This is a genomic window from Kribbella sp. NPDC004875 (assembly GCF_042873375.1).
GTDB lineage: Bacteria > Actinomycetota > Actinomycetes > Propionibacteriales > Kribbellaceae > Kribbella.
This window is the reverse complement of record NZ_JBIALI010000001.1, coordinates 700,667-724,776: the sequence shown is the minus strand read 5'-3', so window position 1 is coordinate 724,776 and position 24,110 is coordinate 700,667. Positions and strand designations below refer to the sequence as shown.

26 protein-coding genes and 1 tRNA gene are annotated in these 24,110 nt (G+C 69.3%); 16 read left to right on the top strand and 11 right to left on the bottom strand.

What is annotated here, in order from left to right:
- Window positions 1-665: 665 nt before the first annotated feature.
- Both ACFYRH_RS03430 and ACFYRH_RS03425 read left to right on the top strand, forming a co-directional pair.
- A complete protein-coding gene (locus tag ACFYRH_RS03430) occupies window positions 666-1,463 on the top strand; it encodes a hypothetical protein (protein WP_387771703.1) in 798 nt (265 codons plus the stop codon).
- Window positions 1,464-1,542: 79 nt separating this feature from the next.
- Entirely contained in the window at window positions 1,543-2,505 is a 963-nt protein-coding gene (locus ACFYRH_RS03425; RefSeq protein ID WP_387767382.1) for a hypothetical protein, read from the top strand.
- Window positions 2,506-2,509: 4 nt separating this feature from the next.
- Here ACFYRH_RS03425 and upp read toward each other — a convergent pair whose 3' ends face one another.
- Window positions 2,510-3,151: a uracil phosphoribosyltransferase gene (gene upp, locus ACFYRH_RS03420; RefSeq protein WP_387767379.1), complete on the bottom strand. Its 642-nt coding sequence runs from the start codon at window positions 3,149-3,151 to the stop codon at window positions 2,510-2,512.
- 107 nt (window positions 3,152-3,258) lie between these two features.
- Here upp and ACFYRH_RS03415 point away from each other — a divergent pair, with 107 nt between their 5' ends.
- From ACFYRH_RS03415 to ACFYRH_RS03395, 5 genes are all read left to right on the top strand, one after another.
- Window positions 3,259-3,420: a hypothetical protein gene (locus tag ACFYRH_RS03415; protein WP_387767376.1), complete on the top strand. Its 162-nt coding sequence runs from the start codon at window positions 3,259-3,261 to the stop codon at window positions 3,418-3,420.
- Window positions 3,421-3,494: 74 nt separating this feature from the next.
- Entirely contained in the window at window positions 3,495-3,992 is a 498-nt protein-coding gene (locus ACFYRH_RS03410; RefSeq protein ID WP_387767373.1) for a tRNA adenosine deaminase-associated protein, read from the top strand.
- Between the two features lie 31 nt (window positions 3,993-4,023).
- Window positions 4,024-4,452, top strand: a complete 429-nt coding sequence (locus tag ACFYRH_RS03405) for a nucleoside deaminase (protein ID WP_387767370.1) — start codon at window positions 4,024-4,026, stop codon at window positions 4,450-4,452.
- A gap of 13 nt (window positions 4,453-4,465) precedes the next feature.
- Window positions 4,466-4,556, top strand: a tRNA-Ser gene (locus ACFYRH_RS03400).
- A gap of 108 nt (window positions 4,557-4,664) precedes the next feature.
- Window positions 4,665-6,176, top strand: coding sequence for a potassium/proton antiporter (locus ACFYRH_RS03395; protein WP_387767367.1), 1,512 nt, complete (start codon window positions 4,665-4,667; stop codon window positions 6,174-6,176).
- A 13-nt stretch (window positions 6,177-6,189) separates the two neighbouring features.
- Here the strand turns inward: ACFYRH_RS03395 and ACFYRH_RS03390 are convergent, their stop codons facing one another.
- Complete coding sequence (locus ACFYRH_RS03390; protein WP_387767364.1) at window positions 6,190-6,753, bottom strand: LytR C-terminal domain-containing protein; 564 nt, start codon at window positions 6,751-6,753, stop codon at window positions 6,190-6,192.
- Between the two features lie 32 nt (window positions 6,754-6,785).
- Window positions 6,786-7,079: a type II toxin-antitoxin system VapB family antitoxin gene (locus tag ACFYRH_RS03385; RefSeq protein WP_387767361.1), complete on the bottom strand. Its 294-nt coding sequence runs from the start codon at window positions 7,077-7,079 to the stop codon at window positions 6,786-6,788.
- A 250-nt stretch (window positions 7,080-7,329) separates the two neighbouring features.
- Between ACFYRH_RS03385 and ACFYRH_RS03380 the strand changes: the two genes are divergently transcribed.
- From ACFYRH_RS03380 to ACFYRH_RS03370, 3 genes are all read left to right on the top strand, one after another.
- Window positions 7,330-8,874 (top strand): helicase HerA-like domain-containing protein, encoded by a 1,545-nt coding sequence (locus tag ACFYRH_RS03380; RefSeq protein ID WP_387767358.1) that lies wholly within the window; start codon window positions 7,330-7,332, stop codon window positions 8,872-8,874.
- A 172-nt stretch (window positions 8,875-9,046) separates the two neighbouring features.
- Entirely contained in the window at window positions 9,047-10,378 is a 1,332-nt protein-coding gene (locus tag ACFYRH_RS03375; RefSeq protein ID WP_387767356.1) for a diguanylate cyclase, read from the top strand.
- 22 nt (window positions 10,379-10,400) lie between these two features.
- Window positions 10,401-10,928, top strand: coding sequence for a SigE family RNA polymerase sigma factor (locus ACFYRH_RS03370; RefSeq protein ID WP_387767353.1), 528 nt, complete (start codon window positions 10,401-10,403; stop codon window positions 10,926-10,928).
- 1,500 nt (window positions 10,929-12,428) lie between these two features.
- Here ACFYRH_RS03370 and ACFYRH_RS03365 read toward each other — a convergent pair.
- Window positions 12,429-13,628 (bottom strand): hypothetical protein, encoded by a 1,200-nt coding sequence (locus ACFYRH_RS03365; protein ID WP_387767350.1) that lies wholly within the window; start codon window positions 13,626-13,628, stop codon window positions 12,429-12,431.
- Window positions 13,629-13,794: 166 nt separating this feature from the next.
- Here ACFYRH_RS03365 and ACFYRH_RS03360 point away from each other — a divergent pair, with 166 nt between their 5' ends.
- On the top strand, window positions 13,795-14,310 hold the full coding sequence (locus ACFYRH_RS03360; protein WP_387767347.1) for a SigE family RNA polymerase sigma factor: 516 nt from the start codon (window positions 13,795-13,797) through the stop codon (window positions 14,308-14,310).
- Window positions 14,310-15,362: a hypothetical protein gene (locus ACFYRH_RS03355; protein WP_387767345.1), complete on the top strand. Its 1,053-nt coding sequence runs from the start codon at window positions 14,310-14,312 to the stop codon at window positions 15,360-15,362. The genes ACFYRH_RS03360 and ACFYRH_RS03355 overlap by 1 nt, the downstream gene beginning before the upstream one ends.
- 35 nt (window positions 15,363-15,397) lie before the next feature.
- Here ACFYRH_RS03355 and ACFYRH_RS03350 read toward each other — a convergent pair whose 3' ends face one another.
- Window positions 15,398-15,901, bottom strand: coding sequence for a DinB family protein (locus ACFYRH_RS03350; protein WP_387767342.1), 504 nt, complete (start codon window positions 15,899-15,901; stop codon window positions 15,398-15,400).
- Window positions 15,898-16,692 (bottom strand): helix-turn-helix domain-containing protein, encoded by a 795-nt coding sequence (locus ACFYRH_RS03345; RefSeq protein ID WP_387767339.1) that lies wholly within the window; start codon window positions 16,690-16,692, stop codon window positions 15,898-15,900. The genes ACFYRH_RS03350 and ACFYRH_RS03345 overlap by 4 nt, the downstream gene beginning before the upstream one ends.
- A 113-nt stretch (window positions 16,693-16,805) precedes the next feature.
- Between ACFYRH_RS03345 and ACFYRH_RS03340 the strand changes: the two genes are divergently transcribed.
- Both ACFYRH_RS03340 and ACFYRH_RS03335 read left to right on the top strand, forming a co-directional pair.
- Window positions 16,806-17,168 (top strand): nuclear transport factor 2 family protein, encoded by a 363-nt coding sequence (locus ACFYRH_RS03340; RefSeq protein WP_387767336.1) that lies wholly within the window; start codon window positions 16,806-16,808, stop codon window positions 17,166-17,168.
- A gap of 78 nt (window positions 17,169-17,246) precedes the next feature.
- Window positions 17,247-17,984 (top strand): phytanoyl-CoA dioxygenase family protein, encoded by a 738-nt coding sequence (locus ACFYRH_RS03335; protein ID WP_387767334.1) that lies wholly within the window; start codon window positions 17,247-17,249, stop codon window positions 17,982-17,984.
- Here ACFYRH_RS03335 and ACFYRH_RS03330 read toward each other — a convergent pair.
- The gene (locus tag ACFYRH_RS03330; RefSeq protein ID WP_387767331.1) at window positions 17,968-18,822 is read right to left on the bottom strand and encodes an aminoglycoside phosphotransferase family protein; all 855 of its coding nucleotides are present in this window, start codon (window positions 18,820-18,822) and stop codon (window positions 17,968-17,970) included. The genes ACFYRH_RS03335 and ACFYRH_RS03330 overlap by 17 nt on opposite strands.
- 492 nt (window positions 18,823-19,314) lie before the next feature.
- Here ACFYRH_RS03330 and ACFYRH_RS03325 point away from each other — a divergent pair, with 492 nt between their 5' ends.
- Complete coding sequence (locus ACFYRH_RS03325; RefSeq protein WP_387767328.1) at window positions 19,315-20,067, top strand: hypothetical protein; 753 nt, start codon at window positions 19,315-19,317, stop codon at window positions 20,065-20,067.
- A gap of 146 nt (window positions 20,068-20,213) precedes the next feature.
- On the opposite strand, the gene ACFYRH_RS03320 is transcribed toward ACFYRH_RS03325, so the two are convergent.
- The 3 genes from ACFYRH_RS03320 to ACFYRH_RS03310 form a co-directional block, all read right to left on the bottom strand.
- Entirely contained in the window at window positions 20,214-20,546 is a 333-nt protein-coding gene (locus ACFYRH_RS03320; RefSeq protein WP_387767325.1) for a hypothetical protein, read from the bottom strand.
- A complete protein-coding gene (locus ACFYRH_RS03315) occupies window positions 20,543-20,728 on the bottom strand; it encodes a hypothetical protein (RefSeq protein ID WP_387767322.1) in 186 nt (61 codons plus the stop codon). Before ACFYRH_RS03315 ends, ACFYRH_RS03320 begins: the two co-directional genes overlap by 4 nt.
- 279 nt (window positions 20,729-21,007) lie before the next feature.
- Window positions 21,008-22,405, bottom strand: a complete 1,398-nt coding sequence (locus ACFYRH_RS03310; protein WP_387767319.1) for an MFS transporter — start codon at window positions 22,403-22,405, stop codon at window positions 21,008-21,010.
- 66 nt (window positions 22,406-22,471) lie between these two features.
- Here ACFYRH_RS03310 and ACFYRH_RS03305 point away from each other — a divergent pair, with 66 nt between their 5' ends.
- On the top strand, window positions 22,472-22,897 hold the full coding sequence (locus tag ACFYRH_RS03305) for a winged helix-turn-helix transcriptional regulator (protein ID WP_387767316.1): 426 nt from the start codon (window positions 22,472-22,474) through the stop codon (window positions 22,895-22,897).
- Here the strand turns inward: ACFYRH_RS03305 and ACFYRH_RS03300 are convergent.
- On the bottom strand, window positions 22,872-24,065 hold the full coding sequence (locus ACFYRH_RS03300) for an MFS transporter (protein ID WP_387767313.1): 1,194 nt from the start codon (window positions 24,063-24,065) through the stop codon (window positions 22,872-22,874). The genes ACFYRH_RS03305 and ACFYRH_RS03300 overlap by 26 nt on opposite strands.
- Window positions 24,066-24,110 lie beyond the last annotated feature (45 nt).

The window sequence follows — 24,110 nt, the reverse complement described above, 5'->3', positions numbered from 1 at the left end:
TGGCAGCCGGTTCTCACGACTGGGCGGATCGCCGGCGGTGCTGTCGTGCGGCCGTGTGACGAGCGGTTCGAGTGACGAGCGCGCCGTACGGGTGCCCCTCGCGCCCGACCTCCACCCGTCCCTCGATCCGTCGAGTCGTGGCGTTTGGTTGGGGGTGGTTTGTCGAGTCGTGAGTTGTGGTTCCGGATTGGCAGCCGGTTCTCACGACTGGGCGGATCGCCGGCGGTGCTGTCGTGCGGCCGTGTGACGAGCGGTTCGAGTGACGAGCGCGCCGTACGGGTGCCCGTCGCACCCGACCTCCACCCGTCCCCCGATCCGCCGAGTCGTGGCGTTTGGTTGGTGGTGGTTTGTCGAGTCGTGAGTTGTGGTCCCGGATTGGCAGCCGATCCTCACGACTCGGCGGATTGGGCGGCTGATGTAACACGATTGGCTGGGATTTTCTCAAGGAAGATTGTTTTAAATAGTGACAGTTCGCGGTATGTCGCTTACGGTTTGGCGGCATGATGATGACGCGGCGTGGGTTGTTGGTGGGGGCTGGGGCGGTTTTGGCGGGCGGGGTGGTGGGAGTGCCGGCTTCGGCGGCGCCGGGCGGGTTGCCTCCTACGCGGCGGTTCGCGCTCGAGGGGTCGGGGGGTGAGGTGTTTCGGAGTAAGCCGTTGGCGGATGTGACCGTGATGCAGTCGATCGCGTTCGACAACGCGAACCAGCGGCTGTTCGCCGGCCAGTTGCGGGCGGGGTCGCCTGCGAACAGCGGCGATCTCACGCTGACGCAGCTCACCCTCGCCGGCGATGTCGTCGGGCACATGTACCTGAGCGGTTTCGGTCACGCGGTCTCGATCGGCGCGGAGGCGGTGGGGCGTACGACGTACCTCTGGACCGAGACCGATGTGGATACGGCGAACGGGCGCGGGCGGCAGGTTGCGCGGTTCCGCTGGCAGGACGGCGCGACGCTGACGAAGGACTCGCCGGGACTGCGCAGCTGGAAGCCGGTCGCGGACGGCGCATTGTTCACGCCGTCCGTCGATCAGCAGCACGGCCGGATCGGCATCCGCCACACGCAGGCGGACGGCTTCCACATCAACGTGTACTCGCTGGCCGCGGCGCGCGCCGGCGACTTCTCGCGGGTGCTCGCGTCGTTCAAGCAGCCGGCCATGACCGCGGACATCGACTTCCAGGGCTGGGCGCTGTACGGCTCGTACGTCTACCTCTGGGAGGGTGAGGCGTACTCCGGCACGCCCGATCCCGCCCTGTTCACATCGAAGCTGTGGACCTACGACATCAATGCCGGCCAGATCGTCGAGTCCGCACGCATCCTCGACGGCGATGACCTGGTCTACCGCGAGGCCGAGGGGGTCGGCGTACACCTCGACCGCTTCGGTTGTCCGCGGCTCTGCTTCGGTTTCGCGTCCGGGGTCGGCGGGGACCGCCGGGCCAACCTGTTCTACCGCGACTCGTTCGTCTAACACTCGTCGCCGGGAAGTTCTCAGAAGTTCGTGTTCGAACTACTGACACTTCCCGGTAAGAGACTTACCGTCGAACGGTATGGACAACCTTTCCCGCCGTGGGTTGCTGACCGGGGCCGGCGCGCTGATCGCCGCCGGCACGGCCGGACTTCCTACCGCCACCGCCCGGACCCTGTCCCTACCAGCCTCCAAGCGCTTCAAGATGAGCGCGACCACCAACGAGTTCTTCCGCAGTCAACCGCTGCACGACGCGACGGTGATGCAGTCGTTCGCGTTCGACACGCCGAACGACCGGCTGTTCGCCGCGCAGTTGCGGGGCGGCAGCGGGGCGAACAGCGGCGACCTCGCGCTGACCCAGCTCGACTTCGCCGGCAACGAGCTCGGGTACATGTACCTCACCGGCTTCGGCCACGCGGTCTCGATCGGCGCCGAGGGTTCCGGAAGTACGACGTACCTCTGGACCGAGACCGACGTGGACACCGCGAACGGTCGCGGCCGGCAGATCTGCCGGTTCCCGTGGCAGAACGGCAAGACGCTGACGTCGGCGTCGGTGACGAAGTGGAAGCCGGTGTCGAGCGGGACCGTGTTCACACCGGCCGTGGATCAGCGCTTCGGGCAGCTCGGGGTGCGGTACTCGCTGTCCGACGGGATGCACATCAACGTGTACTCGCTGGCGGCTGCGCGGGCCGGTGACTTCTCGACGGTACTGGCGTCCTTCAAGCAGCCGGCGTTGACGGCGGGGATCGACTTCCAGGGGTGGACGCTGTACGGGGCGTACGCGTACTTCTGGGAGGGCGAGGCCTACCCGGGTGATCCCGACGAGACCCAGGCGACGTCGAAGCTCTGGTGCTACGACATCAATGCCGGTCAGCTCGTCGACTCCTTCCTGACGCTGGCCGGGAAGAGCCTGACGTACCGCGAGCCCGAGGGGATGGCGGTCTACGGCTCGACGGACGCGACCGCCCGCCTGTACTTCGGCTTCGCGTCCGGCGTCACCGGCGACCGCCGAGCCAACCTCTTCTACCGCAACACTCTCGTCTGAAGGGTTACTGGGCGACGCCGTACAAGCGGTCCCCGGCGTCGCCCAGGCCCGGCACGATGTAGCCCTTCTCGTTCAAATGGGAGTCCATGCCGGCGATGACCAAGTTGCACGGGACATCGAGGTCGGTGAGTTCGCGTTCGACGCGCTGGACGCCTTCCGGGGCCGCGAGCAAGCAGATCGCGGTGATGTGGTCGGCGCCGCGGTCCACCAGGAACTGGATCGCGGCCGCGAGCGTCCCGCCGGTGGCCAGCATCGGGTCGAGCACGTAGCACTGCCGCCCGGACAGATCCTCCGGCAGCCGCTCGGCGTACGTCGACGCCGTCAGCGTCTCCTCGTTGCGCACCATCCCGAGGAACCCCACCTCGGCGGTCGGGAGCAGCCGGGACATGCCCTCGAGCATGCCGAGGCCGGCCCGCAGGATCGGGACGACCAGCGGCTTCGGCGCGGCGAGCTTCACGCCCTGCGCCGCCGCGACCGGCGTCTGTACGGTGACCGGACCGGTCCGCACGTCCCGGGTCGCCTCGTAGGCGAGCAACGTGACGAGCTCCTCGGTCAGCCGCCGGAACGTGGGTGAGTCCGTGCGCTCGTCCCGCAGCGCGGTGAGCTTGTGGGCGACGAGTGGGTGGTCCACGACGAGGATCTGCATAAGCCGGAACGGTACCGTCGGCGATTCGCGGCGGGAAAGCGTGCTCGCTGCCAGAATCGAAGGTGCGTTGGAATCTGCCCTGAATTCGCCCCCCAGGGAGTCCGCCGATGACCGAGAAGACGCCCGAGCAGTTGGACCGCCTCCGTCGTCGCGCGGCCTTTCTGCGCGAGCGGGACGAGGCCCGTGCGCTGCGGGACCGGATCGCTCCGCGGCGGGCGCGGGTCCGGCAACTGCGGGAAGCGATGCGCAGAGCGACGTACCATCACTGACTGTTGACGGGTGTTGGTGGATCTGATACCGCTCCGAGATCGCGCCTGCCGCCGGAGTCTGGGACGATGACCCGGTGTCCGATGTCACAGCAGGGCAGATGACCACCGACCTCGACTTCGCGGTCGCCGCTTACACCGAGGACGGGAACTGGACGGTCACCCCGCTCGTGCTGCGTGGTGAGCCGGACCTGTCCACCTTGGTGTCCGCGCTGCGCCGGTATCCCGGTGAGGGTGGCGTGCTCGGGATGGTTTCGGTGGACGAGGACTTCTTCGTGCTGGTCCGGGTGCTTGGCGGCCGGGCGCGGCTGCTGATCTCCGACGTCACCGCCGCCACCGAGTGGCCGCTGGCCCGGCAGGTGGTCGACGAGCTCGACATCCCGCTGGCCGATGACGACGACGAGCAGGTCCCGGCCGGCGACCTGACGATCCTCGCCGATCTGGGGATGACCGCGATGGACCTCGGGGCGCTGTGCGACGACGTCGACCTCTATCCGGAGGAGATGCTCGAGGAGATCGCCGAGACGCTCGGGTTCGGCAACCAGTTCCACGACGCGATCGAAGCCCTTGGCTAGCCCGATCCTGCGGCGGGAGTGGTCGAGGTTGATGACGCTCGCCCTGGAGGAGGGCGAGCTGGCGCTGCCCGACGTACCGATCGGGGCCCTGGTCGTGGACGAGGGCGGCGAGATCATCGGGCGCGGTCACAACGAGCGGGAGGCGACCGGCGACCCGACCGCGCATGCCGAGGTGCTGGCGATCCGGGAGGCAGCGCGGCACGTCGGGGAGTGGCGGCTGACCGGGTGCACGCTGGTGGTCACGCTGGAGCCGTGCACAATGTGCGCCGGGGCGATCGTGCTGTCCCGGCTGGACCGGCTGATCTTCGCGGCTTACGACGAGAAGGCGGGTGCCGTGGGCTCGTTGTGGGACGTCGTCCGGGACCGCCGGCTGAACCATCGGCCCGAGGTCGTGGGCGGTGTGATGGCCGATGTGGCGGGTGCCCGGCTGCGCGATTTCTTCATTCGTCACCGACCTTGATATTGTCCTCGGCGGTGGCGTGTCCGAGCGGCCGAAGGAGCGCGCCTCGAAAGCGCGTGACGGGCAACCCCCGTCCGAGGGTTCAAATCCCTCCGCCACCGCCAAACCGCCCCGTGAGGGGTGGCAGATAGCCGGAGACCCTGATGCTGTGTGATGCGTCAGGGTTTTCGTCTCTCTGGACCTGACGCGGGACGCTCGACGAGAGGGCCCCTATGGATGTAGCGGAGCTCGACCGGATCCTGCTCGGCGGAGCGGTGGTCCTTCTCGTCGCGGTCGTGGCGGTCCGGTTGTCGGGCCGGATCGGGCTCCCGTCGCTGCTCATCTACCTCGGCATGGGCCTGCTGCTGGGCGAATCCGGGCCAGGGCACATCCACTTCGAGGACGCCAAGCTCGCGCATGCGCTCGGGTTCGCTGCGCTGGTGGTGATCCTCACCGAGGGCGGTCTGACGACGCGCTGGAACGAAGTACGGCCGGTGATGCCGCTGGGGCTCGTGCTGGCGACCGTCGGGGTCGCGGTGAGTGTCGGAGTGGTCGCGGGTGTCGCCCACTTCGTGCTGGGGCTGAGCTGGCAGCTCTCGGTGCTGCTCGGGGCGGTGACGTCGCCGACGGACGCGGCAGCCGTGTTCTCGGTACTGAGACGGGTGCCGGTCCGTCCACGCCTACGTGGGGCGCTGGAGGCGGAGTCCGGTCTGAACGACGCCCCGACCGTGCTGCTCGTCACACTCGTGAGCACCGGCGAGGTCGGCGACAAGGGCCTGCTGGCCTTCAGCGGGCTGGTGCTCTACGAGCTCATCGTCGGCGCCTTGTTCGGCCTGTTGGTCGGGTGGGTGAGCGTCGGCCTGATCCGCCGGATGGCACTCGGCTCGGCCGGCCTGTATCCGCTCGCCGTCCTCTCGGTCGCGTTCATCTCGTACGCCGGCGGCTCGGTCCTGCTCCATGTCTCGGGCTTCGCCGCGGTGTACGTGACGTCGCTGGTGCTCGGGCGGGCGGAGCTGCCGCACCGGATGGCGACCCGGTCGTTCGTCGACGGGATCGCCTGGCTGGCGCAGATCGGGCTGTTCGTGATGCTCGGGCTGCTCGCGTCGCCGGGGCGGTTCCGGTTGGACGACGTCGTACTCGCGCTGGTGATCGGACTCGCGGTCACGGTGGTCGGGCGGTTCGCGTCGGTGGCGATCTCGGCGGCGCCGTTCCGGTTGCCGTGGGCGGAGCGGACGTTCATCTCGTGGGCCGGCCTGCGTGGCGCCGTACCGATCGTGCTGGCGACGATCCCGCTCTCCGAGGGGGTGCCGCACGCGGACCGGATCTTCGACGTGGTGTTCGTGCTGGTGCTGTTGTTCACGTTGCTGCAGGGGCCGTCACTGCCGTGGCTGGCGAAGCGGTTGAACGTGCTCGACGAGAACGCGGCGCACGAGGTGGACATCGACGTGGCGCCGCTGGAGTCGCTCGGCGCCGACATGATCCAGGTCCAGATCCCGAGCGAGTCCCGGCTGGCCGGCGTCGAGATCGGCGAGCTCCGGCTGCCTCCGGGCGTGTCGGTCTCCCTGGTGATCCGCGCCGAACGGGTGTTCGTCCCGGACCGCCGTACCGTGCTGCGGGCCGCCGACTCGATGCTCGTCGTCGCCCCCAGCCCGGTCCGCGAACAGACCGTACGCCGCCTCCGGGCCGTCTCCCGGGCCGGCCGCCTGGCCGGCTGGTTCGGCGAACGCGGCCGCGAACAGCAGTAGCTGTCCCGAGCCGTCAGCCCGGGTTCTGGCCCGAGGGGATCGGCTGCGGGGTGTGAACCACCGGGAGGCAGACGGTGCTACCGGCCGGGACCTGCACCGAGGGGATGCCCTTCAGTTTCACGGAGCCGAAGCCGGCGCCGATCACCAGGTCGACGGTGTGGTCGGTGCGGCCGTCGGCGATCATCACGGCCTTCTGGTTCAGCTGACCGGCCACCAGGAGCATCTCGGGGGCGGTCTCGGAGGCGCCGCGCAGCGCGACCACGTCGGTCTTGTCGCCCTTGGGCTCGTTGGCGATCTTGCTGACGTTGAAGCCGCGCTTCTTCAGCACGTCCGCGACCCGGCCGGCGGAGCCCGCACGGGCCCCACCGTTGTAGACGTTCAGGACTACCTGTTTCGGCACCAGGCGGTTGTTCGCCAGTTTCTGCTCGGTGCAGGTCGCTTCGGCGCTGCTGTTCATCAGCGACTTCCAGCCCCACCAGCCGCCGCCGGCGAGAATTCCGAGCAGGATCACCATCGTGATCGGTGTACGCCACCGGACCCGCGAGTGCGGTCTCGGTTGCGGATGGATCGCTGTCATTTGCTCCACCCCCCGTGAGCGGCAGCCATGGGTCAGTCCACGACCAGTACCCGTGCATGGAGGACCTGACGCTGCTGCAGCGCCGCGCGCAGGGCGCGGTGCAGACCGTCCTCGAGGTACATGTCACCCCTCCACTCGACGACGTGTGCGAACAGGTCGCCGTAGAAGGTCGAGTCCTCGTCGAGCAGCGCGGTCAGGTCCAGAGTGCCCTTCGTCGTGACGAGTTCGTCCAGCCGTACCTGCCGTGGCGGCAGTGCGGACCAGTCCTTGGGCCGCAGCCCGTGGTCCGGGTACGGCCGATCGTCCCCGACGCGCTTGAAGATCACCTCCCGGAGTCTAGCGGGATTCCAGGTCTCCGGAGGAGGTCATGAACGTCACCGGAACAGTCCGGAGCCGCGATGCAACCTTTTACCGCCACCAGGCGTCAGGCCCGGGCGGCGCCGTCACGGTGTCCGAGGTGCGGGCCGATCGGTGCCCGGGGCAAGATCGTGCGCCCGTGCGGGATCCGTCGACACCGCGAGGCGAGGCACTAGCATTCCCGACGGGTAGTTCCGTCAACCGGGGAAAGGCACGCTGATGGCCGAGAAAGCCGACGTCGTGGAGACCGTCAAGCAGGGGTACGCGTTCGAAGGGGCGGCCCTCGAGCTGGGGGCGTTGCTCGTCGACGGCGAGCCGAAACCGGAGGCGGCGGTCCGGATCCCGCTGGGGATGATGAACCGGCACGGCCTGGTCGCGGGTGCCACCGGTACCGGTAAGACGAAGACCCTGCAGTTGATGGCCGAGCAGCTGTCCGCGGCCGGTGTCGCGGTCTTCGCCGCCGACATCAAGGGTGACCTGTCCGGCATCTCGCAGCCGGGTGCGAGCAGCGACAAGCTGCTGGCCCGGACCAAGGCGATCGGCCAGGACTGGACCGCGACCGGTTTCCCGACCGAGTTCTACGCGCTCGGCGGCCAGGGCACCGGCGTCCCGATCCGCGCCACGATCACCTCGTTCGGCCCGGTGCTGCTGTCCAAGGTGCTCGGGCTCAACGACGTCCAGGAGTCGTCGCTCGGGCTGATCTTCCACTACGCCGACAAGGCCGGGCTGACGCTGCTCGACCTGAAGGACCTGCGCTCGGTCATCCAGCACCTCACCTCGGACGAGGGCAAGGAGGACCTGAAGGAGCTCGGCGGCCTGTCCGCGGCGACCGCCGGTGTCATCCTGCGGGCGCTGATCGGGTTCGCCGACCAGGGCGCGGAGGCGTTCTTCGGCGAGCCGGAGTTCGAGACCGCCGACCTGCTGCAGCAGCGTGACGGGAAGGGCGTCATCTCGCTGCTCGAGCTGCCGAACCTGCAGGACCGGCCGGCGCTGTTCTCGACGTTCCTGATGTGGCTGCTGGCGGACCTGTTCCACGACCTGCCCGAGGTCGGCGACGTGGACAAGCCGAAGCTGGTGTTCTTCTTCGACGAGGCACACCTGCTCTTCAACGACGCGTCGAAGGCTTTCCTGGACTCGATCGCGCAGACCGTGCGGCTGATCCGGTCGAAGGGCGTCGGCGTCTTCTTCGTGACCCAGACGCCGAAGGACGTGCCGGACGCCGTACTCGCGCAGCTCGGGTCCCGCGTGCAGCACCAGCTGCGGGCGCACACGCCGAACGACGCGAAGGCGCTGAAGGCGACCGTGTCGACGTTCCCGAGCTCGTCGTACGACCTCGGTGAGGTGCTGACCCAGCTCGGGATCGGCGAGGCGATCGTGACCGTGATGAACGAGAAGGGCGCGCCGACGCCGGTCGCCTGGACCCGGTTGCGGGCGCCGCAGTCGCTGATGGCGCCGGCCACCGCGGAGCAGATGTCGGCCTCGGTGCAGGCGTCGGCGAACAACGCGAAGTACTCGCAGGCGGTCGACCGCGAGTCGGCGTACGAGATCCTGGCCGCGAAGGTGCAGGCCGGGGCGGAGCAGGCCGAAGCCGAGAAGCAGCAGCAGGAGCAGGCCAAGCAGCAGCCGGAGTCACGGCCGCGGGCGCAGAAACCGGAGAAGTCGATGGTCGAGCAGGTGATCGGCTCGTCGGCGTTCAAGCAGTTCGCGCGGTCGGCCGGCCGGGAGATCGTCCGGGGCCTGTTCGGCGCGGCGCGGAAGCGCTGACTTCCGGCACCGTCGGGGGCAGGTTTTCCCTTACCCACCAGGGAAAACCTGCGGTAGGTTGTTGATCAAACGACTGAATCATGAAGCATTGTCGATCGTTTCCAAGTCGTCATCCACAGCCGCGCCGTCGCGGATTGGGACCTGACGCTCACTCGTCGTACCGTGTGAGGTGATGGTTGCGCAGAGTAGGCGAACTGTTCGTTCCTGGGCGCTCTGGACCCTGACGGTCCCGGCGTTCGCCGTCGTCGTGCTCGTCGATCTGGGCGCCATCGGGTACGCCGCACACGCGGTCACCGACCGCCCGAGCTGGCGCGGCCTGAACGTGGTGTTCGCCCTGACCGTGTCCGCGCTGATCTCGGTCGAGGGCGCCCGCCGGGTGGAGAGCCGGCGGCGGCGCGGCGGCGCGCTGCACAAGGACCTCGCCCCGGCCTGGATGATCGCCGCGGCCGTCATCCTGCACCCGGCGCTGGCGATCCTGGTCGCGGTCCTGCTGCGGATCTGGTGGCGGATCCGGGCCGGCAAGTGCATTCCGTACCGCTGGGCCTTCTCGACCGCTGTCCATGTCCTCGCGGTCGGCGCGGCGCACTCGGTCTTCGTCTCGGCCCGGCACCTGACCGGCGACAGTGGCCTCGGCTTGGTGGTCTCGATGGTCGGCGCTGCGGTCGCGTACGTCGCCACCGACACCCTGCTGTGCGGACTGGCGATCTCGCTCATCATCCCGGGCAGCAGCCGCCGCGAGACCGTCGGCGGCCTGGACGACCTGTGCACGGACGCGACCGCGGCGACCCTCGGCTGTCTGCTCGCGGCCGCCTGCCTGATCAGCCCGTGGTTCGCGTTCGTCGCGATCCCGATCACGCTGACCGCGCAGCGCGCCCTGCTGCTCGGCCAACTCGAGACCGAGGCCCAGACCGACCCGAAGACCAGCCTGACCCGGGTCGACTGGTGGCGCCGGCGGACCGACCAGATGCTGCGGACTTCGCGGAACCAGCACGAATCGATGGCGGTGCTGCTGATCGACATCGACCACTTCAAGCAGGTCAACGACCGGCACGGCCACCTGGTCGGCGACGAGGCACTGCGCGCGGTCGCGACGATCCTGCGGAGCGCCATCCGGGCGAAGGACGTGATCGGCCGGTTCGGCGGCGAGGAGTTCGTGATCGCGCTGCCGGACACCGGGATCGACGAGGCGACGGTGACCGCCGACCGGTTGCGCAACGCGGTCGCCAACAGCCCGCTGGCGGCGATGTGCGCCGGCGTACTCGACGACCCGGACCTGGATCCGGACACCTTCCACCTGACCGTCAGCATCGGCGTCGCCGTCTACCCGAACGACGGCGCGACCGTCGACGACCTACTGCTCCGCGCCGACCGCGCCATGTACGCCGCGAAGGCCGCCGGCCGGAACCGGGTCCGCCTGGCCGCCGACACCGTCGCCTTGCCCCGGATCACCCAATTGCCGGAACCGGCAGAACCTTTGGCCGGTGCGCAGCGTCCTGTGAGGTGAGGGACGGCAGGACGGAGCGCAGATGGCGGCAACGGGGAGTCGTGACGACGACTTCACGGCGTTCGTGCTGGCCAGATCCGCGCGGTTGGTGCACTTCGCGCGGATGCTGTGCGGTGACATCGGCCTGGCCGAGGACCTGGTGCAGACCGCGCTGGAGAAGGCCTACCTGCGCTGGGACCGGATCGAGATGGCCGACCCGTCCGCCTATGTGCGGCAGTCGGTCGTCAATCAGCATTTGTCCTGGGTACGGCGGCGTCCGTGGCGCGAGCGTCCGAGTGGGGACGCGGCCGAGCTCGACCTGTTCCTCGAACCGGTGGAGTCCGACCACACCGGCGCGATCCACCGACGGGTCGCGATCGGAGCGGCGCTGGCCGCGCTGAGCCGGCGAGAGCGCGCGGTCGTCGTACTGCGGTATGTCGAGGACCTGACCGAGCGCGAGACGGCGGCGGTCCTCGGGGTGGCGGTCGGCACGGTGAAGAGCGCGAACGCGCGGGCCCTGGACAAGTTGCGGACCGCGCCGGAGCTGAGCGGTGTGGGGGAGAGAGCATGAACGACGAGCGCGGAACCGCGGCGGAGGAGGAGCTCCGCGTCGCGTTGGCGCCGGACGACTCCGTCGCGCCGCTGGACCCGGCGCGGGTGATCGCGGGGGCGCAGCGTCGACGGGTGCGCGGCCGGCTCACGGCTGCGGCGGCGGCTTCGGTCGCGGTTGCTGGGGTGGTCGTGGCGGCGGCGGTTGTCGGGGGCAACCTGGTGGGTGACGGGCCGCAGCCTGCGGGGCCCGGGCCGACGGTGCAGGTGCCTTCGTCGGCTCCGACGGCGACTCCGACCCAGCCGCCTCGTACGCCCCCGAGTCCGACGAGCCGGCCGTCCGCGACGCCGACAATGCCGCCGGGCCGGCCGGTGACGCCGCCCGGTACGGCGCCGGAGCGTCCGCCGAGCTCCGTGCACCGAACCCCGGCGACGCCGACGAACGTGAGGCCAACCAACTCGATCTCGACATATTCGACACCGGCGAACGTGACGCCGACGGCTCCGCCGCGGGCGACGACCGCGGTGCCGCAGGGCCGGCGGTCGCGCTTCGCCGCACCTTCGACGCCGCCGACCAGTTCGCCGAACTGACGGGCCCGCAGAACCTTTCGTTGCCTGCTCGCGTCCTTGAGCCCGACCGAACATCACAAGGTGCGGAGGGCAACGAATGAACGAGGCAGGCCGGAAACGGCGGCTGACCCGGATGGTGCTGGGCGGGCTCGCCGCCGCGGCGGTGGTCGGCGTCGCGGTCGCGGGTACGGCGATGGCGCGCAGCGGCAACTCGTCCGCGGACACGGTGGCGCAGGGCGGGCCGGCCGCGACGACACCGTCCCCGACCGTCGACACAGCTCGCCCCGTCGCGACACCGACCCGGGTGCAGACCCCACGCCCCGTCCCCACTGAGTCGCCAACACTCCCCGGCCGCCGCACGCCGACCGCGTCGCCCTCGGTCCCGCCGACCCGCGTCCCGGAACCGCGCCCGCCCGCTACGTGCCCGCCGCCGGCAACACCCACGCGATGGACCACGCCAACCCAACCCCCACGCGCCACCCCAAGCGAGGCCCGCTCTACACCGACGCGCGCCCCGCGAGCTGTCCCTTCACGTCCAGCGACAGTTGCCCCGACAGCGAGCCCCCTGTGCTCGTCGCGGCCCGAGCCCACGCAGCCGCCACGGGCGACCCGGTCGATCTACCCAACCCGCCCGCCGCGCGCCACCCCCACCCGCTGGACGACGCCACGCGCAACTCCGTCGGAGCCGCCAACCGTCGCCCCGCGCGGCAAGTAGCACCCGGTTTACCGCGGTAAACGGAGCGATGGCGGGGGCAACCCGGTCCCGCCAACCCGAGCCGCGCCCCCGCGGTCGACGCCCACGCCGCGCGCGACGCGGGCGGAGCCAGCGACGATTGCGCCGCGCGGGAAATAGCGGACGCCCACCACTCACCAAACACCGGCCGCACGCCCGCTGACCGAGTCAGCGAGCGTGCGGCCGGTGTTGTGCTGGGAGTTGGTGAGTGCTGCAGGTTCAGCAGGTGCCGAAGGTGCCGGCTGAGATCCACGCCTTGGCGACGTACATCCCGGCGTTCACCCGGAGCCACACGTTGCTCGTCCCCTGCGAACCGGTCACGCTCTCACCGGTGGTCTGGCATTCGACCGTGACCTGCGCCGATTTGCCGGCCATCCCGACGACCGCGCCGGTGGAGTTCGGCGCGTTCCGCACGTTCAGGTATCCGGACGAGATCGACACCGTCCCGCGCCCGCCGTCGCCGGTCCACAGGTACGTGACGTCCACCCACGAGTTGTCGGCCAGCTTCAGCGCATCCCAGAACACACCGTCCGCAAGGTCGATTCCCGCCGGGTTGGCGACGGTCCGGCCGAACTGGTCCTTCTTCCCGTTGTACCCGTCCTGGTACGCCGCCTGCGCCTCGGGCTTGCCTTGCGGCAGGTCCTTCCACATCTCGCGGGTCGCGCTCGGGTTCCAGTAGTCGTCCTTGGTGTTCCACGGACCGACGTCCCACACCGGCTCGAACGCGCATCGCGACGCCGTGCAGACCTTCACCGAGTACGTGCCCGACCGGCTGCCGGACAGTCCCCGTCGGGACGGCAGCGCGACGAAGTGGTCGCGACTGACGATCACGTGCCCGTTGGCCGTCGTACCACCGACCAGGCCTTCGCGGGTCGCGAACACGTGCGACTTGAGCGGTGCCGCCTGGATGGACATCCGCGGCGTGGTCACCTTGTCGGTGGGCGCGACCGTGACGTCGCTGACCCACGGCTTCGCACCGGTCGGTGGCGCCAGCACGATGATCCGGACCTGGACCTGATCACCGGCCGCCGGCAGCGCAGTCGGCGTACCGGATGAAGCGGCCGTCCACTCCGACCACCGGTTCCCGTTCCAGGACCGTACGTCGACCTCCGTCGAGGAACCGTCCGGCGCAGCGGATTTGTAGCCGACGACAACGGCTGACGTGGACTCGGCGAACCGGACCGGCGCGAGCTCGGCCAGACCGGATCGTTGCTTGATCTGACTGGCACCGATCGCGGCCGCGGCGTCGCCGAGGACGATCCGGTTGCCTTCGATCGTGACGTTGCTGGATCCGGCGACCGGTTGCGCGCCGACCGAGGTCTGATCCGGTACGGCGGCACTGGTCGGCAAGGTCGCGGTAAAGATCGCCGCGGTCGCGGCCAGACAGGCGGCGAGCGCGACAGAACGAGTGATACGCATGGGCGGAACCTCCGGGGCGGTGAAGGTGTGCTCACCCAATGTGACTCATAAACATCTCCTCTGACTAGCCCGTCAATAAATTTCTTCCGAGGAGTTGGTGACGAAACAGAACCCGATCGGTCGCTCACCGGGTTTGGACCGGTGTGACAGAGGCTGAGGAGAATCGATGACCCGGACCGCGGACGCCGACTTCGAGCGCTTCGTCGTGGCGCAGTCGACCCCTTTGCTCCGCTTCGCGGAGATGCTGTGCGGCGATCGGCACACCGCCGAGGACCTGGTGCAGCAAGCGTTGATGCGGTCCTACCCGAAGTGGCACCGGCTGGACGGCGACCCGTTGCGGTACGTCCGGCGGGTGCTGGTCAACCGATTCCTCTCCCAGGCCCGCCGGCGCTGGAACAACGAAGTACCCAGTGATCCGGTGCAGAACGATTGGGACCAGCGAGCGGTGGCGGACTTCGCCGGGGCGGTCCAGACCAGGGAGGCCGTGCTCTCGGCCCTCGGTGGTCTGACCGTCCGGGAGAGAGCCGTGGTCGCGCTGCGCTACTCGCAGGATCTCTCCGAGGCCGAGACCGCCGAGCTGCTCGGTATGGCGGCCGGGACCGTGAAGAGCACGGCTTCCCGGGCGCTGGCCAAGTTGCGTCTGGCACCCGACCTGATCGACAGCGGAGTTGGAGGAAACTGATGAGTGACGAGCAGCGGGTACGGAACGCGCTCACGTACGACATGGAGCCGTGGCAGCCGAACGCCGGTGATTTGATGCGGCGCGGCAAGCGGCTGACCTGGTTGCGCCGCGGCCTCGCGGCGGCGGGCGTCACGGCCCTGGCCGGAACCGTCGCGACGGTGTCCGCGGCAGTCGGCGGACCGACCCTGCCGGTGAAGAACATGCTGGCCGGTGGTGGGAAGCCGCCGGTGCCGGCGGTGGTCCCGACCGGCACCCCGCAGGTGCCGTCGGTGGACCCGACCTGCCTGCCCCAGAAGCCACAGAAGCCGCAGCTGCCGAAGGTCGTGATCTCGGTCAACAAGACCATCGACCCGAACCAGCCGCCAACGGCCAAACCGACCCTGCCGAAGCTGCCGAGCGTGCCGTCGGGCAAGCCGTCGCTGCCGGGCAAGCCGACCCTGCCGACGACGAAGCCGTCGCTGCCGGGCAGGCCCACGATCCCGACCACGAAGCCGACCTGGCCGTCCGGTAAGCCGTCGCTGCCGACGGTGCCGTCGGGCAAGCCGTCGCTTCCCGGCAAGCCGACCCTGCCGACGACGAAGCCGTCGCTGCCGGGTAAGCCCACGATCCCGACCACCAAGCCGAGCCTGCCGACACTGCCGGCCAAGCCGAACGTGCCGACGGTCCCGTCAGGCAAGCCGTCGCTCCCGACGCCCGCGCTGCCGACCACGGTGCCGTCCGGCAAGCCGGCTCCGTCGGTGCCGGACTGCGTGCACGGCGTACCGACGACGAAGCCGACCGCCCCGAAGCCCTCGGTGCCGACTCCGCCGCTGCCGGGCAAGCCGTCCCTGCCGACCACGAAGCCGACCGCGCCGTCGCTGCCGACCGTGACGGTCTCCGGTGGGGTCGAGGTCACGGTGGACCCGGGCAAGCAGCAGACCGGCAAGCCGACGCTGCCGAACAAGCCGCCGGTGCCGACCACCAAGCCCACCTTCCCGACCACGAAGCCGAGCATGCCGACACCGAGCTTCCCGACGACGTTCCCGACCGGCCACCCCTCCTCCGGCCGGTAGGGCCTCCCCGCCACCGGCGAGTAGGTCACGCAGCCCTACTCGCCGGTGGCACCATCCGCCAGCTCGCGGGCCACGTCCAGGTGGCCCGCGTGCCGGGCGTACTCCTCGAGAACGTGGAACAGGATCCAGTTCAGCGTCGGTCGGTCGTCGGTCCCGAAACGACCACCGGCCGCCGCGATCGCCGCCGGATCGGCCCCGCTGACGACTTGCCGGGTGAACTCGCCTCCGGCGTGCAGCTGAGCCACGAGCCCCGCCAGCGTGTCGCCGGGCTCGAGCGTCCAGGGACCGTCCGGGTTGTCCGCCGAATCACCCCACGGGTGCGCGACCTGCTCGGCCGTGAATCCCCAGCGCAGCCAGCGCCGCTCCATGAAGATCAGGTGCTTCAGCAGCTCCAGCGGAGTCCATCCGGACGGCAGCCGGCTGGTGCGCAGGTCGGCTTCCGGCAGCCCGGTCAGCTTCGACTCGATGATGCCGCGATAGCGATCGAGGTACTGCAGATGCAGCTCGATCGTGTCAGCCAGGTCCCGCGCCGGCTTCACGACAACCCCCGCAGGTACTCCGCGGTGTCGTCGTCGGCTGGGTAGAACGACTCGATCATCAGCTCCGAGACGGTGACGTCGAGCGGCGTCCCGAAGGTCGCGATCATCGTGAGCAGCGACAACTCCCGTCCGTCGTGGGTCAGCTTGAACGGTACGACGACGTCCGCCGGACCGGGTGGCGCCGGCTTGTCGTCGACGGCGTACCCGCGAAGTTCGTCGTACAGGTCCTGGAGCTCGGGGTCGGCGGTGCTCGCGACGTGCCGTTGCAGGCTGGCGAGCGCGGCGGCGCGGACCTCGGCGATGTTGCCGATCCGCTGGGCCAGGCCGTCCGGGTGCAGGGTCAGCCGGAGCGCGTTGATCGGTGCCTGCAGCAACTTCTCGTCGATGCCGGCGGTGAAGATCCCGATCCCGGAGTTGGTCTCGACGATGTTCCACCAGCGGTCGACGACGAACGCCGGATACGGCTCGTGCGCCTTCAGCAGCCGGCGCAGTGTGGTCCGCACGGCGAGCATCGCCGGCGAGTGCAGCGAGGCCTCGCTGAAGATCGGCGCGAAACCACCGGCCAGCAGCAGCTGGTTCCGGTCCCGCAGCGGTACGTCGAGATGCTCGGCCAACCGCAGCACCATGTCCCGGCTCGGCTTCGACCGCCCGGTCTCCACGAAACTGACATGCCGCGTGGACACCTCGACCCGGTTCGCCAGCTCGAGCTGACTGAGCCGCCGGCGCTCCCGCCAGCCGCGCAGAAGCTCACCCACCGGGCGCTGGAAGGTCTCCTCGATCGTCGCTGCCATGCTCCGACCGTAGCGGCTGGCATAGACATCGCCATTACCTGCGACGTCATCGACCGTCCGCCGAGCGTGGCGGCAAGGTTCTGCTCATCGCAACCCATCGAGGAGGAAACACCATGAACGCCACCGCTCTCGCCGACCTCTACTTCGCGACGTGGAACGCTGCCGACGCCGACCGCCGGGCCGAACTGATCGCCGGCACCTGGACCGCGGACGCGACCTTCCAGGACCCGAGCTTCGAGACGACCGGCCACGACGAGCTGAACAAGCTGGTCGGTGCCGCGCAGCAGATGTTCCCGGGGCTGTCGTTCGTCCGGGTCGGTGCCATCGACGAGCACCACGGCTACCTGCGCTGGACCTGGCACCTGAAGGCCGACGGGCAGGAACCGGTCGCGGGCGGAACCGACATCGTCGTCCTGGACGCCGAGGGCAAGATCCGGCAGCTGATCGGCTTCCACGACTTCGCCCCGGAGCACTGAGTCGTCCCTTCGGAAAGATGCCGGTGCGCGGCTGTTAATTCGGTGGAGGATCGCTGGCCGGCGTGCGCACGATGGACCATGCTCACCGCTGACGAGCTGGATGTCTTCGAGCGGGACGGGATCGTGAAGCTCCCGTCCGCGTTCTCCACCGACGATGCCGCGGCGATGCGCGACGCGCTCTGGCGCGAGCTGTCCGCGCGGCACGGCATGGAACCCGACGACCGGTCGACCTGGACGACGCTCCGGCCGACCGGTCTGAAGACCACCAAGTCCGATCGCCGTGCCCACGCGATCCTCAGTCCGACCGTGCGCTCAGCTCTCGACGACCTGCTCGGCGAGTGGGTCGAGCCGTCGCACCAGGGACAGGTGCTGGTCACAATGCCCGAGGGCGTGCCGTGGGCGGTGCCGCATCGCTTGTGGCACACCGACGTCGGGTTCGAGACCGTTCCGGACTCGGTGAAGATCTGGGCGCTGCTCGGCGATCTCGAGCCGGGTGGCGGCGGGACTCCGCAGGTCGCGGGTTCCCACAAGGTGATCTCGCGCTTCCTGACCACGACCGGCGAGCGGGAGTTCAAGGCCGTCCGTGACCAGGTCCTGCGCTCGGATCCGTGGTTCCGCAACCTGACCGCGGAGGAGCGCTCGGTGGACCCGATGGCGCCGGCTGATCTCGACGGCCTGCCGGTCCGGGTCGTCGAGCTGACCGGTCAGGCCGGCGACGTGTACGTGACGCATCCGTGGATCCTGCACTCGATCGCGCCGAACGCCGCCGAGACGCCGCGGATGATGCGCAGCCGGTTCATCAGGCGAGCGAGCTGACCAGCCGGGCGCACCGCACCGGATCCTCGGTGAGGCCGACCGACAGTCCCCAGAGCCAGTAGTCGACGGTTCGCCAGATCACCCAGTCGCGGGCGCGGTCCCGGTTCAGGCCGGCTGCGGCCACCGCGAGGTCGAAGTACCGGGTGATGTCGGTCATCTCGTCGAGACGGGTCCACAGGACGCGTCCGAGGTCGTACTCGATGTCGCCCTGGAGCAGCACGGGGTCGACGGTGAGCCAGGGCTCGCGCGTGCCGGCGAGCACCTGGTCGGAGTGGAGGTCGCCGTTCACCGCGAGCGTGGAGCTGGTCTCGTACGGCGCGACTCGGAGTGCCTCGCGCAGGATCCCGGCGTCGAACGGCCGACCGAGCCGCTCCCACTCGGGCTCGAGCTGAGCGGACCGCCTGGTCACGATGGCCCCCGTCGACTCCGCATCCTCCGGCGCCGGTACGGCGAGTCTGCGCATCAGCTGCCCGAGTACGGCGACTGCCTCGTCGACGGGACGTGATGACAACGGCGTGGACAACCGCTCCAGCAACATCGCACCGGCGTCGACGTCCGCGTCGTAGAGGTTGGCCATGCCTCGGCCCGCCCACCATCGCAGCGCCCACGCCTGCTGCGCCACCTCGTCTCCCGGTGGCGACATCCGCAATACGAACTCCTCGTCTGCGTGAGTGACCGGCACGACGACCGCGTTCGAGCCGTGCGCCACTGGTCCGATGATCCGCAGGTCCCAGCGGGCGCACTGCCGGTCGACTGCCATCGGCAGGTCGCGCAGCCAGTCGGCGCCCTCGGTCCACCACCGTGGCATCCGCAGGAACTCGTCGGGCAGCTCGATCACCCGCGACACCGTAGCGGGGCGATCCGCGTCGGGCTTCCGGTTTTCCGGAGACCCGTACCGGACGAGTCCGGTTCCGTACCCCGGCGGGTGCATCCTGGGAGAGACGCACCCGCCGGGCCGGTCGTTCTCCCGCCCCTCAGTGGGAGAACTCGCGGCTCGGTGAACTCCACCCATGCCCGAATGGCGCTGACCGAACCGCGGGACCACCTAGAGGTACCCCATGACGCGGCTCCGTACACACTCCGACGCGCATCGCGGACGGAAAACTTGACGTTCCTCGAACACTTTTCGGTGTAACGCTCGCCGGACGTGACCTGAGACCCGCTTACGGTGGTTGCGGTTTCGCGCACCGGCGCGAGCGTTCAGGGGGAGGAACAGCAATGCCGGAAGTGTTCGACGACGAGTTGCCGGAATCCGAGCTGGACCGGTTGGAGGCGCTCGGTGCCGCGGACGACGCGGAGCTGATCCTCGGCGCCGGACCGGGTGAGAAAGATGCCTGAGGCAAGGATTTCCTGGCGCGGCTTCACGATGAACCGGCGGACCGTGGCGATGGTCGAGGCCGCCGAAGGCCTGTACCACTCGAAGTTCGCGATCCTGCAGGGCTCGTACAACGCCGGCGGCGTCGATGCCTCGGCCGGGACCCACGACGGCGGCGGCGCGGTCGACGTGGACGTCCGGACGAAGAGCGCCGCGCAGCGGGTCGCGGTGGTGAAGGCGCTCCGGCAGGTCGGGTTCGCCGCCTGGCTGCGGACGCCCGCGCAGGGCAACTGGCCGTACCACGTGCACGCGATCGCGGTCGGCGACAAGGACCTGTCCCGCGGCGCCGCCCACCAGGTCGCGGAGTACCACCGCAAGCGCAACGGCCTCGCCAACCGCGGCGCGGACGACGGCCCGGCCGGGTACTACGGGATGACCTGGGAGCTGTACCAGAAACAGCACCCGCCGAAGGATCCGGTGCCGGACTCGACGATCTCGCTGGCCGCGATGGCGTATGCGCGCACGCACGACGCGATGACCGGGGTCTGGGGCGCGGACCGGGCCCGGGTGATCGCCTGGGCGGCGCACCCGCGGGTCGGAGCGATCACGAAGGCCGAGACGGTCCCGGCGGCCGGCGTACCGTGGCACCTGCACTTCCAGCGGGTGATCCGGAAGGTGCAGTCGCACTTCAAGCTCGAGGTCACCGGGATCTTCAACTCGGCGGTGGCGGCCGAGATGAAGCGGTACGGGTACACGATCGTCGCCTGAGCACCCCCGACAACGACAAGGCCCCACCGGTAGCAGCCGGTGGGGTCTTGTTTGGTCCACTACCGCCCGGGCATCCCCGGTGCAGCTGTGGAGGTGGAGAGCGGAACCGACGCCGATGCAGGGGTCAAGACGTCGGCTCCGCTTGTCTATGGAGTTGTGCGCGAGTTCACGGCCCAGACCTGCGCCTGGTGGAACTCGAGGTGCTGCCGCAGGGCCGTCGGGGTGTCCCCCGGCTGCCCGAGCCCGAGGTGGCTCATCGTCGGTACGACGACCGCCCGGACATCGGACCGCTTCACTTCGTCGAGCAACGCGTGGAACGCTGCGGACTCGGCCGCGTCACGCTCGGTGTAGACGGTGCCGAGGGTGAACCCCTCGGCGCTGGCGAAAGCGACCAGTGAATCGGTCGCCGCGGCCAGCTCCTCCGCGCAGCTCAGCGCGTCGGCCCGTACGTACCCGAGCAACGTCGGCCGGGTGGTCATCGTTCTGCCGCGCTGTCCAGTACCGGCTCGCTGGTCACCCGGAGGGACGCGAACCGGCGCCGCATGGCTTCTTCGTACTGCCCCGCCAGTTCCGCGGCGGCGGTGTGGTCCGCGATCGGATGAGCGCCGAACCAGACCCGCACCCGACGGTGCGTTACGGGGGTTTCGAGCGTCTCGGTCATCGCGGTTCCTTCGGCAGTCTCGGTCGAGGGCCGGACGGCTTTGTCCGGCCTTGAGATAAAGAACACCGCACCTGCCGCCACCTTCGGAACAGTTTGATAGGGACCTTTACAGAGGCCTAACGCAGAGTAGGGACGGCCCACGAACCTGCAGGTCAACGCCGTCTCCGGCGCGTCACCGGCAGGCCCGGAAACCCTGTCAAGAATGTTTGCAGTTATTTGCAGATAACGATTCGGAGACGCCCAGGTTATTCGATCGGCGTAGAAATCTATGACGTCCTGCTAACCCTTTGCGTGCAGCCGCTCACGCATTGGCGCAGGCACGCCTGCGACCGATACCAGTACGCCGAGGACGGCGGCCGCGAGTGGCACCAAGAGGCCGGACCGGAACGTGTCGACGGTCAGTTCGTCCGCTGCGCTGAGTACGGCGGCCACGATCGCGAGACCCAGCGCGGACCCGAACTGGAACGACGTCGTCAGGATGCCGCCGGCCAGTCCCTGCTCGTTCTCGGCCACGCGCTCGGTTGCGGCGATCGTCAGCGGGCCGTACGTCAGCGCGAACGCCAGTCCGAGGAGCAGGAAGGCCGGCAGCATGGCGGCGTACGTCCAATCGATGTTCAGTGGCAGGAACGCTGCGTAGGCGAGCGCGGCGAGGACGAAGCCTCCGAACACCACTCGGCCGTTGCCGAAGCGCTTGACCAGCCATGGGGTCAGCGTCGGCGCCAGCACCGCGTCGATGCCGATCACCATCAGGGCGAGGCCGGTCTCGAGTTCGGTCCAGTGGCGCAGTTCCTGCAGGTAGAGAACGGCGACGAACTGGAACCCGACGAACGACCCGACCAGCAGGATCGCGCCGAGGTTCGCGCGGATCAGGGCGGTGTTGCGGAGCAGTCCGAGCCGGACCAGCGGGGCGGACGTGCGGAGCTCGATCATGACGAAGCTCGCCAGCAGGAGCAGGCCGGCCGCCGCGGTCAGGGTCGTCAGCGCGGGTGAGACGTCGGGTGCGCGGACTGCTGTCGCTACGAGCAGAAGCATTGCGCCGGTCAGAGTCAGCGCGCCGGCCAAGTCGAATCCGGGGCGCTGCGCGGTCGTTGGGGTGTCCCGCGGAATCAGTGCCAGCGCACCTGCGAGGACCACTGCGGCCACGATCACCGGCGCGAAGAAGACCCAACGCCAGTCGATGGACGCCAGCAGTCCGCCGGTGACCATCCCGAGTGAGAACCCGCCGGCCGCGGTCCCGGCGTACACCAGGAGCGCCTTGTTGCGTTGCGGTCCTTCCGGGTACGTCGTGGTGATGATCGACAGGCCGGCCGGAGTCATGAAGGCGGCCGCCACACCGGTGACGAAGCGCGCCAGGATCAGCACCCAACCCTCGGTCGCGAACCCACCCAGCCCGCTGAACAGCAGGAACACGGTCAGCCAGCCGACGAACATCCGGCGCCGGCCGAGCAGGTCCGCGGCGCGGCCGCCGAGCAGTACGAAGCCGCCGTAGCTGAGGGCGTACGCGCTGACGATCCACTGCAGTTCACCGGTCGCGAGGCCGAGCTCGGCCCGGATGGAAGGCAGCGCGACACCCATCATCGAGACGTCGATGCCCTCCAGGAAGATCGCGCCGCAGAGGACGAACAGCACGGCCCAGGACCGGCCGGTCAGCCGGCCCGGGGTGACGGTTGATGACACGGAACAACTCCTTCGTCCATAGTTACCTCTTGTAACTGACCCCATCATCAGGAACTATCGGGAGTCGTGGAAGAAGGCACTTCAAAGGAACCGAGTCACTCCTGCTGCACCGAGGAGGCGTTCCAGTGGGACACCCGGGAAGACTGCGACGTCCGCCAGATCCTCGACCGGATCGGCGACAAGTGGTCCCTGCTGGTGGTCGCGCTGCTGGACAACCGGTCGATGCGCTTCACCGAGCTGAAGAAGACGATCGACGGGATCAGCCAACGCATGCTCACGGTGACGTTGCGGCAGCTCGAGCGCGATGGCCTCGTCAACCGCACCGTGCACCCGGTCGTGCCGCCGCGGGTCGATTACGAACTGACCCCGCTCGGGGTGACCTTGCACGCCACCATCCAGTCCCTCGTCACCTGGACCGAGAGCCACCAGGCCGAGATCGCCGCGGCCCGCGCCCGGTACGACGCGACTACTGCTGAGCCGGTGTCTTCGTGAACGCGGCCGGATGACCCGGTACGGCGACGAAGGTCAGGACGGCCGCGAGAACGGCGGAGGCGGCCACGAGGTTGAGGGTCAGCGGTAGTCCGAGGGCCAGTGTGATCGCGGGTGACCCGAGTGCGCCGATCAGCAGCGCCAGGGAGTCGCCGGCGAAGAAGAGTGCGCCGACGCGGCCAAGTACGGCTTGTGGTGTGGTCCGCTGGATCGTTGTCTGCGCGGTGATCAGCAGGATGCTGCCGGGAAGGCCGATCAGGACCGCGGCGCCGATCGCGACCGGGACGCTCGGTGCGTTGAACAGCGCGAAGAACCCGGCGGCGGTGGCGAGTTGGGTCACGGCCAGGAGATCACGGATGCCCAACCAGGTCAGGGCTTTCGTGCTCAGTGCGGCGCCGATCAGGTATCCGGCGCCGAGGCCGGAGATCAGGTAGCCGACGACGTACCCGGGTGCGTGCAGGCGCTGGACCGTGAACGGGACGAGGAGTGCGGTCAGGCCGGCGTTCGCGGTCAGGAAGATCGTCTGGCCGAGGAGGATGCCGCGCAGGACGCGATGCCGTGCGATGTAGCGCAGTCCGGCGAGTGGGTGGTCCGTCGTACTGTCGTGGGTGATCGGCCGCCGGGTGCGGATCGTGGCGATGGTTGCTGCGGACAACAAATAGCTGATGATGTCGACCGCGAGCACGAACTGGATCCCGGGGCCGCCGAGCAGCAGGGCGCCGAGCGGTGGGGCGGCGAGGCGGATGGCGCTGCCGGTGGTGGCGTTGATCGCGTTCGCCTTGGCCAGTTCGGGGCCGGTGCCGACGACGGCGGGGAGCAGCGCCCGGGAGGCCGGCCGGAAAACGATGGTCGCGCTGCTCTCGAGCAGGATCGCCAGGTAGATCAGCCAGATGTGATCGCGGTCGGCGAACAGGATCAGGCTGACCGCGGCCGCGCAGGTGAGGTCGGCGATCCACATGGCGCGGGCGAGGTTCCAGCGGTCGAGCAGTACGCCGGCCCACGGGCCGAGGAGGAGCGCGGGGAGCGCCTCGAGGGCGAGCGTCAGGCCGGTGGTGACGGTTGAGCCGGTCAGTGCGTAGACGTGGAACGGGATCGCGACGACGAGCAGCCAGGATCCGATGCCGGATACCGCGCCGCTGAACCAGAGTCGCTGGAAGTCTCGATTCCTCACGGCGACGGAATCTATCTTGTCGGGATAGACATCGGCAAGAGTGTT

What these genes read in the sequence shown, in the direction of transcription:
- ACFYRH_RS03425 (WP_387767382.1), top strand. Translation starts at nt 1,543, where the DNA reads ATGGACAACCTTTCCCGCCGTGGGTTGCTGACCGGGGCCGGCGCGCTG.
- upp (WP_387767379.1), bottom strand. Translation starts at nt 3,151, where the DNA reads ATGCAGATCCTCGTCGTGGACCACCCACTCGTCGCCCACAAGCTCACC.
- ACFYRH_RS03415 (WP_387767376.1), top strand. Translation starts at nt 3,259, where the DNA reads ATGACCGAGAAGACGCCCGAGCAGTTGGACCGCCTCCGTCGTCGCGCG.
- ACFYRH_RS03405 (WP_387767370.1), top strand. Translation starts at nt 4,024, where the DNA reads ATGACGCTCGCCCTGGAGGAGGGCGAGCTGGCGCTGCCCGACGTACCG.
- ACFYRH_RS03395 (WP_387767367.1), top strand. Translation starts at nt 4,665, where the DNA reads ATGGATGTAGCGGAGCTCGACCGGATCCTGCTCGGCGGAGCGGTGGTC.
- ACFYRH_RS03390 (WP_387767364.1), bottom strand. Translation starts at nt 6,753, where the DNA reads ATGACAGCGATCCATCCGCAACCGAGACCGCACTCGCGGGTCCGGTGG.
- ACFYRH_RS03380 (WP_387767358.1), top strand. Translation starts at nt 7,330, where the DNA reads ATGGCCGAGAAAGCCGACGTCGTGGAGACCGTCAAGCAGGGGTACGCG.
- ACFYRH_RS03375 (WP_387767356.1), top strand. Translation starts at nt 9,047, where the DNA reads ATGGTTGCGCAGAGTAGGCGAACTGTTCGTTCCTGGGCGCTCTGGACC.
- ACFYRH_RS03370 (WP_387767353.1), top strand. Translation starts at nt 10,401, where the DNA reads ATGGCGGCAACGGGGAGTCGTGACGACGACTTCACGGCGTTCGTGCTG.
- ACFYRH_RS03365 (WP_387767350.1), bottom strand. Translation starts at nt 13,628, where the DNA reads ATGCGTATCACTCGTTCTGTCGCGCTCGCCGCCTGTCTGGCCGCGACC.
- ACFYRH_RS03360 (WP_387767347.1), top strand. Translation starts at nt 13,795, where the DNA reads ATGACCCGGACCGCGGACGCCGACTTCGAGCGCTTCGTCGTGGCGCAG.
- ACFYRH_RS03355 (WP_387767345.1), top strand. Translation starts at nt 14,310, where the DNA reads ATGAGTGACGAGCAGCGGGTACGGAACGCGCTCACGTACGACATGGAG.
- ACFYRH_RS03345 (WP_387767339.1), bottom strand. Translation starts at nt 16,692, where the DNA reads ATGGCAGCGACGATCGAGGAGACCTTCCAGCGCCCGGTGGGTGAGCTT.
- ACFYRH_RS03340 (WP_387767336.1), top strand. Translation starts at nt 16,806, where the DNA reads ATGAACGCCACCGCTCTCGCCGACCTCTACTTCGCGACGTGGAACGCT.
- ACFYRH_RS03335 (WP_387767334.1), top strand. Translation starts at nt 17,247, where the DNA reads ATGCTCACCGCTGACGAGCTGGATGTCTTCGAGCGGGACGGGATCGTG.
- ACFYRH_RS03325 (WP_387767328.1), top strand. Translation starts at nt 19,315, where the DNA reads ATGCCTGAGGCAAGGATTTCCTGGCGCGGCTTCACGATGAACCGGCGG.
- ACFYRH_RS03320 (WP_387767325.1), bottom strand. Translation starts at nt 20,546, where the DNA reads ATGACCACCCGGCCGACGTTGCTCGGGTACGTACGGGCCGACGCGCTG.
- ACFYRH_RS03315 (WP_387767322.1), bottom strand. Translation starts at nt 20,728, where the DNA reads ATGACCGAGACGCTCGAAACCCCCGTAACGCACCGTCGGGTGCGGGTC.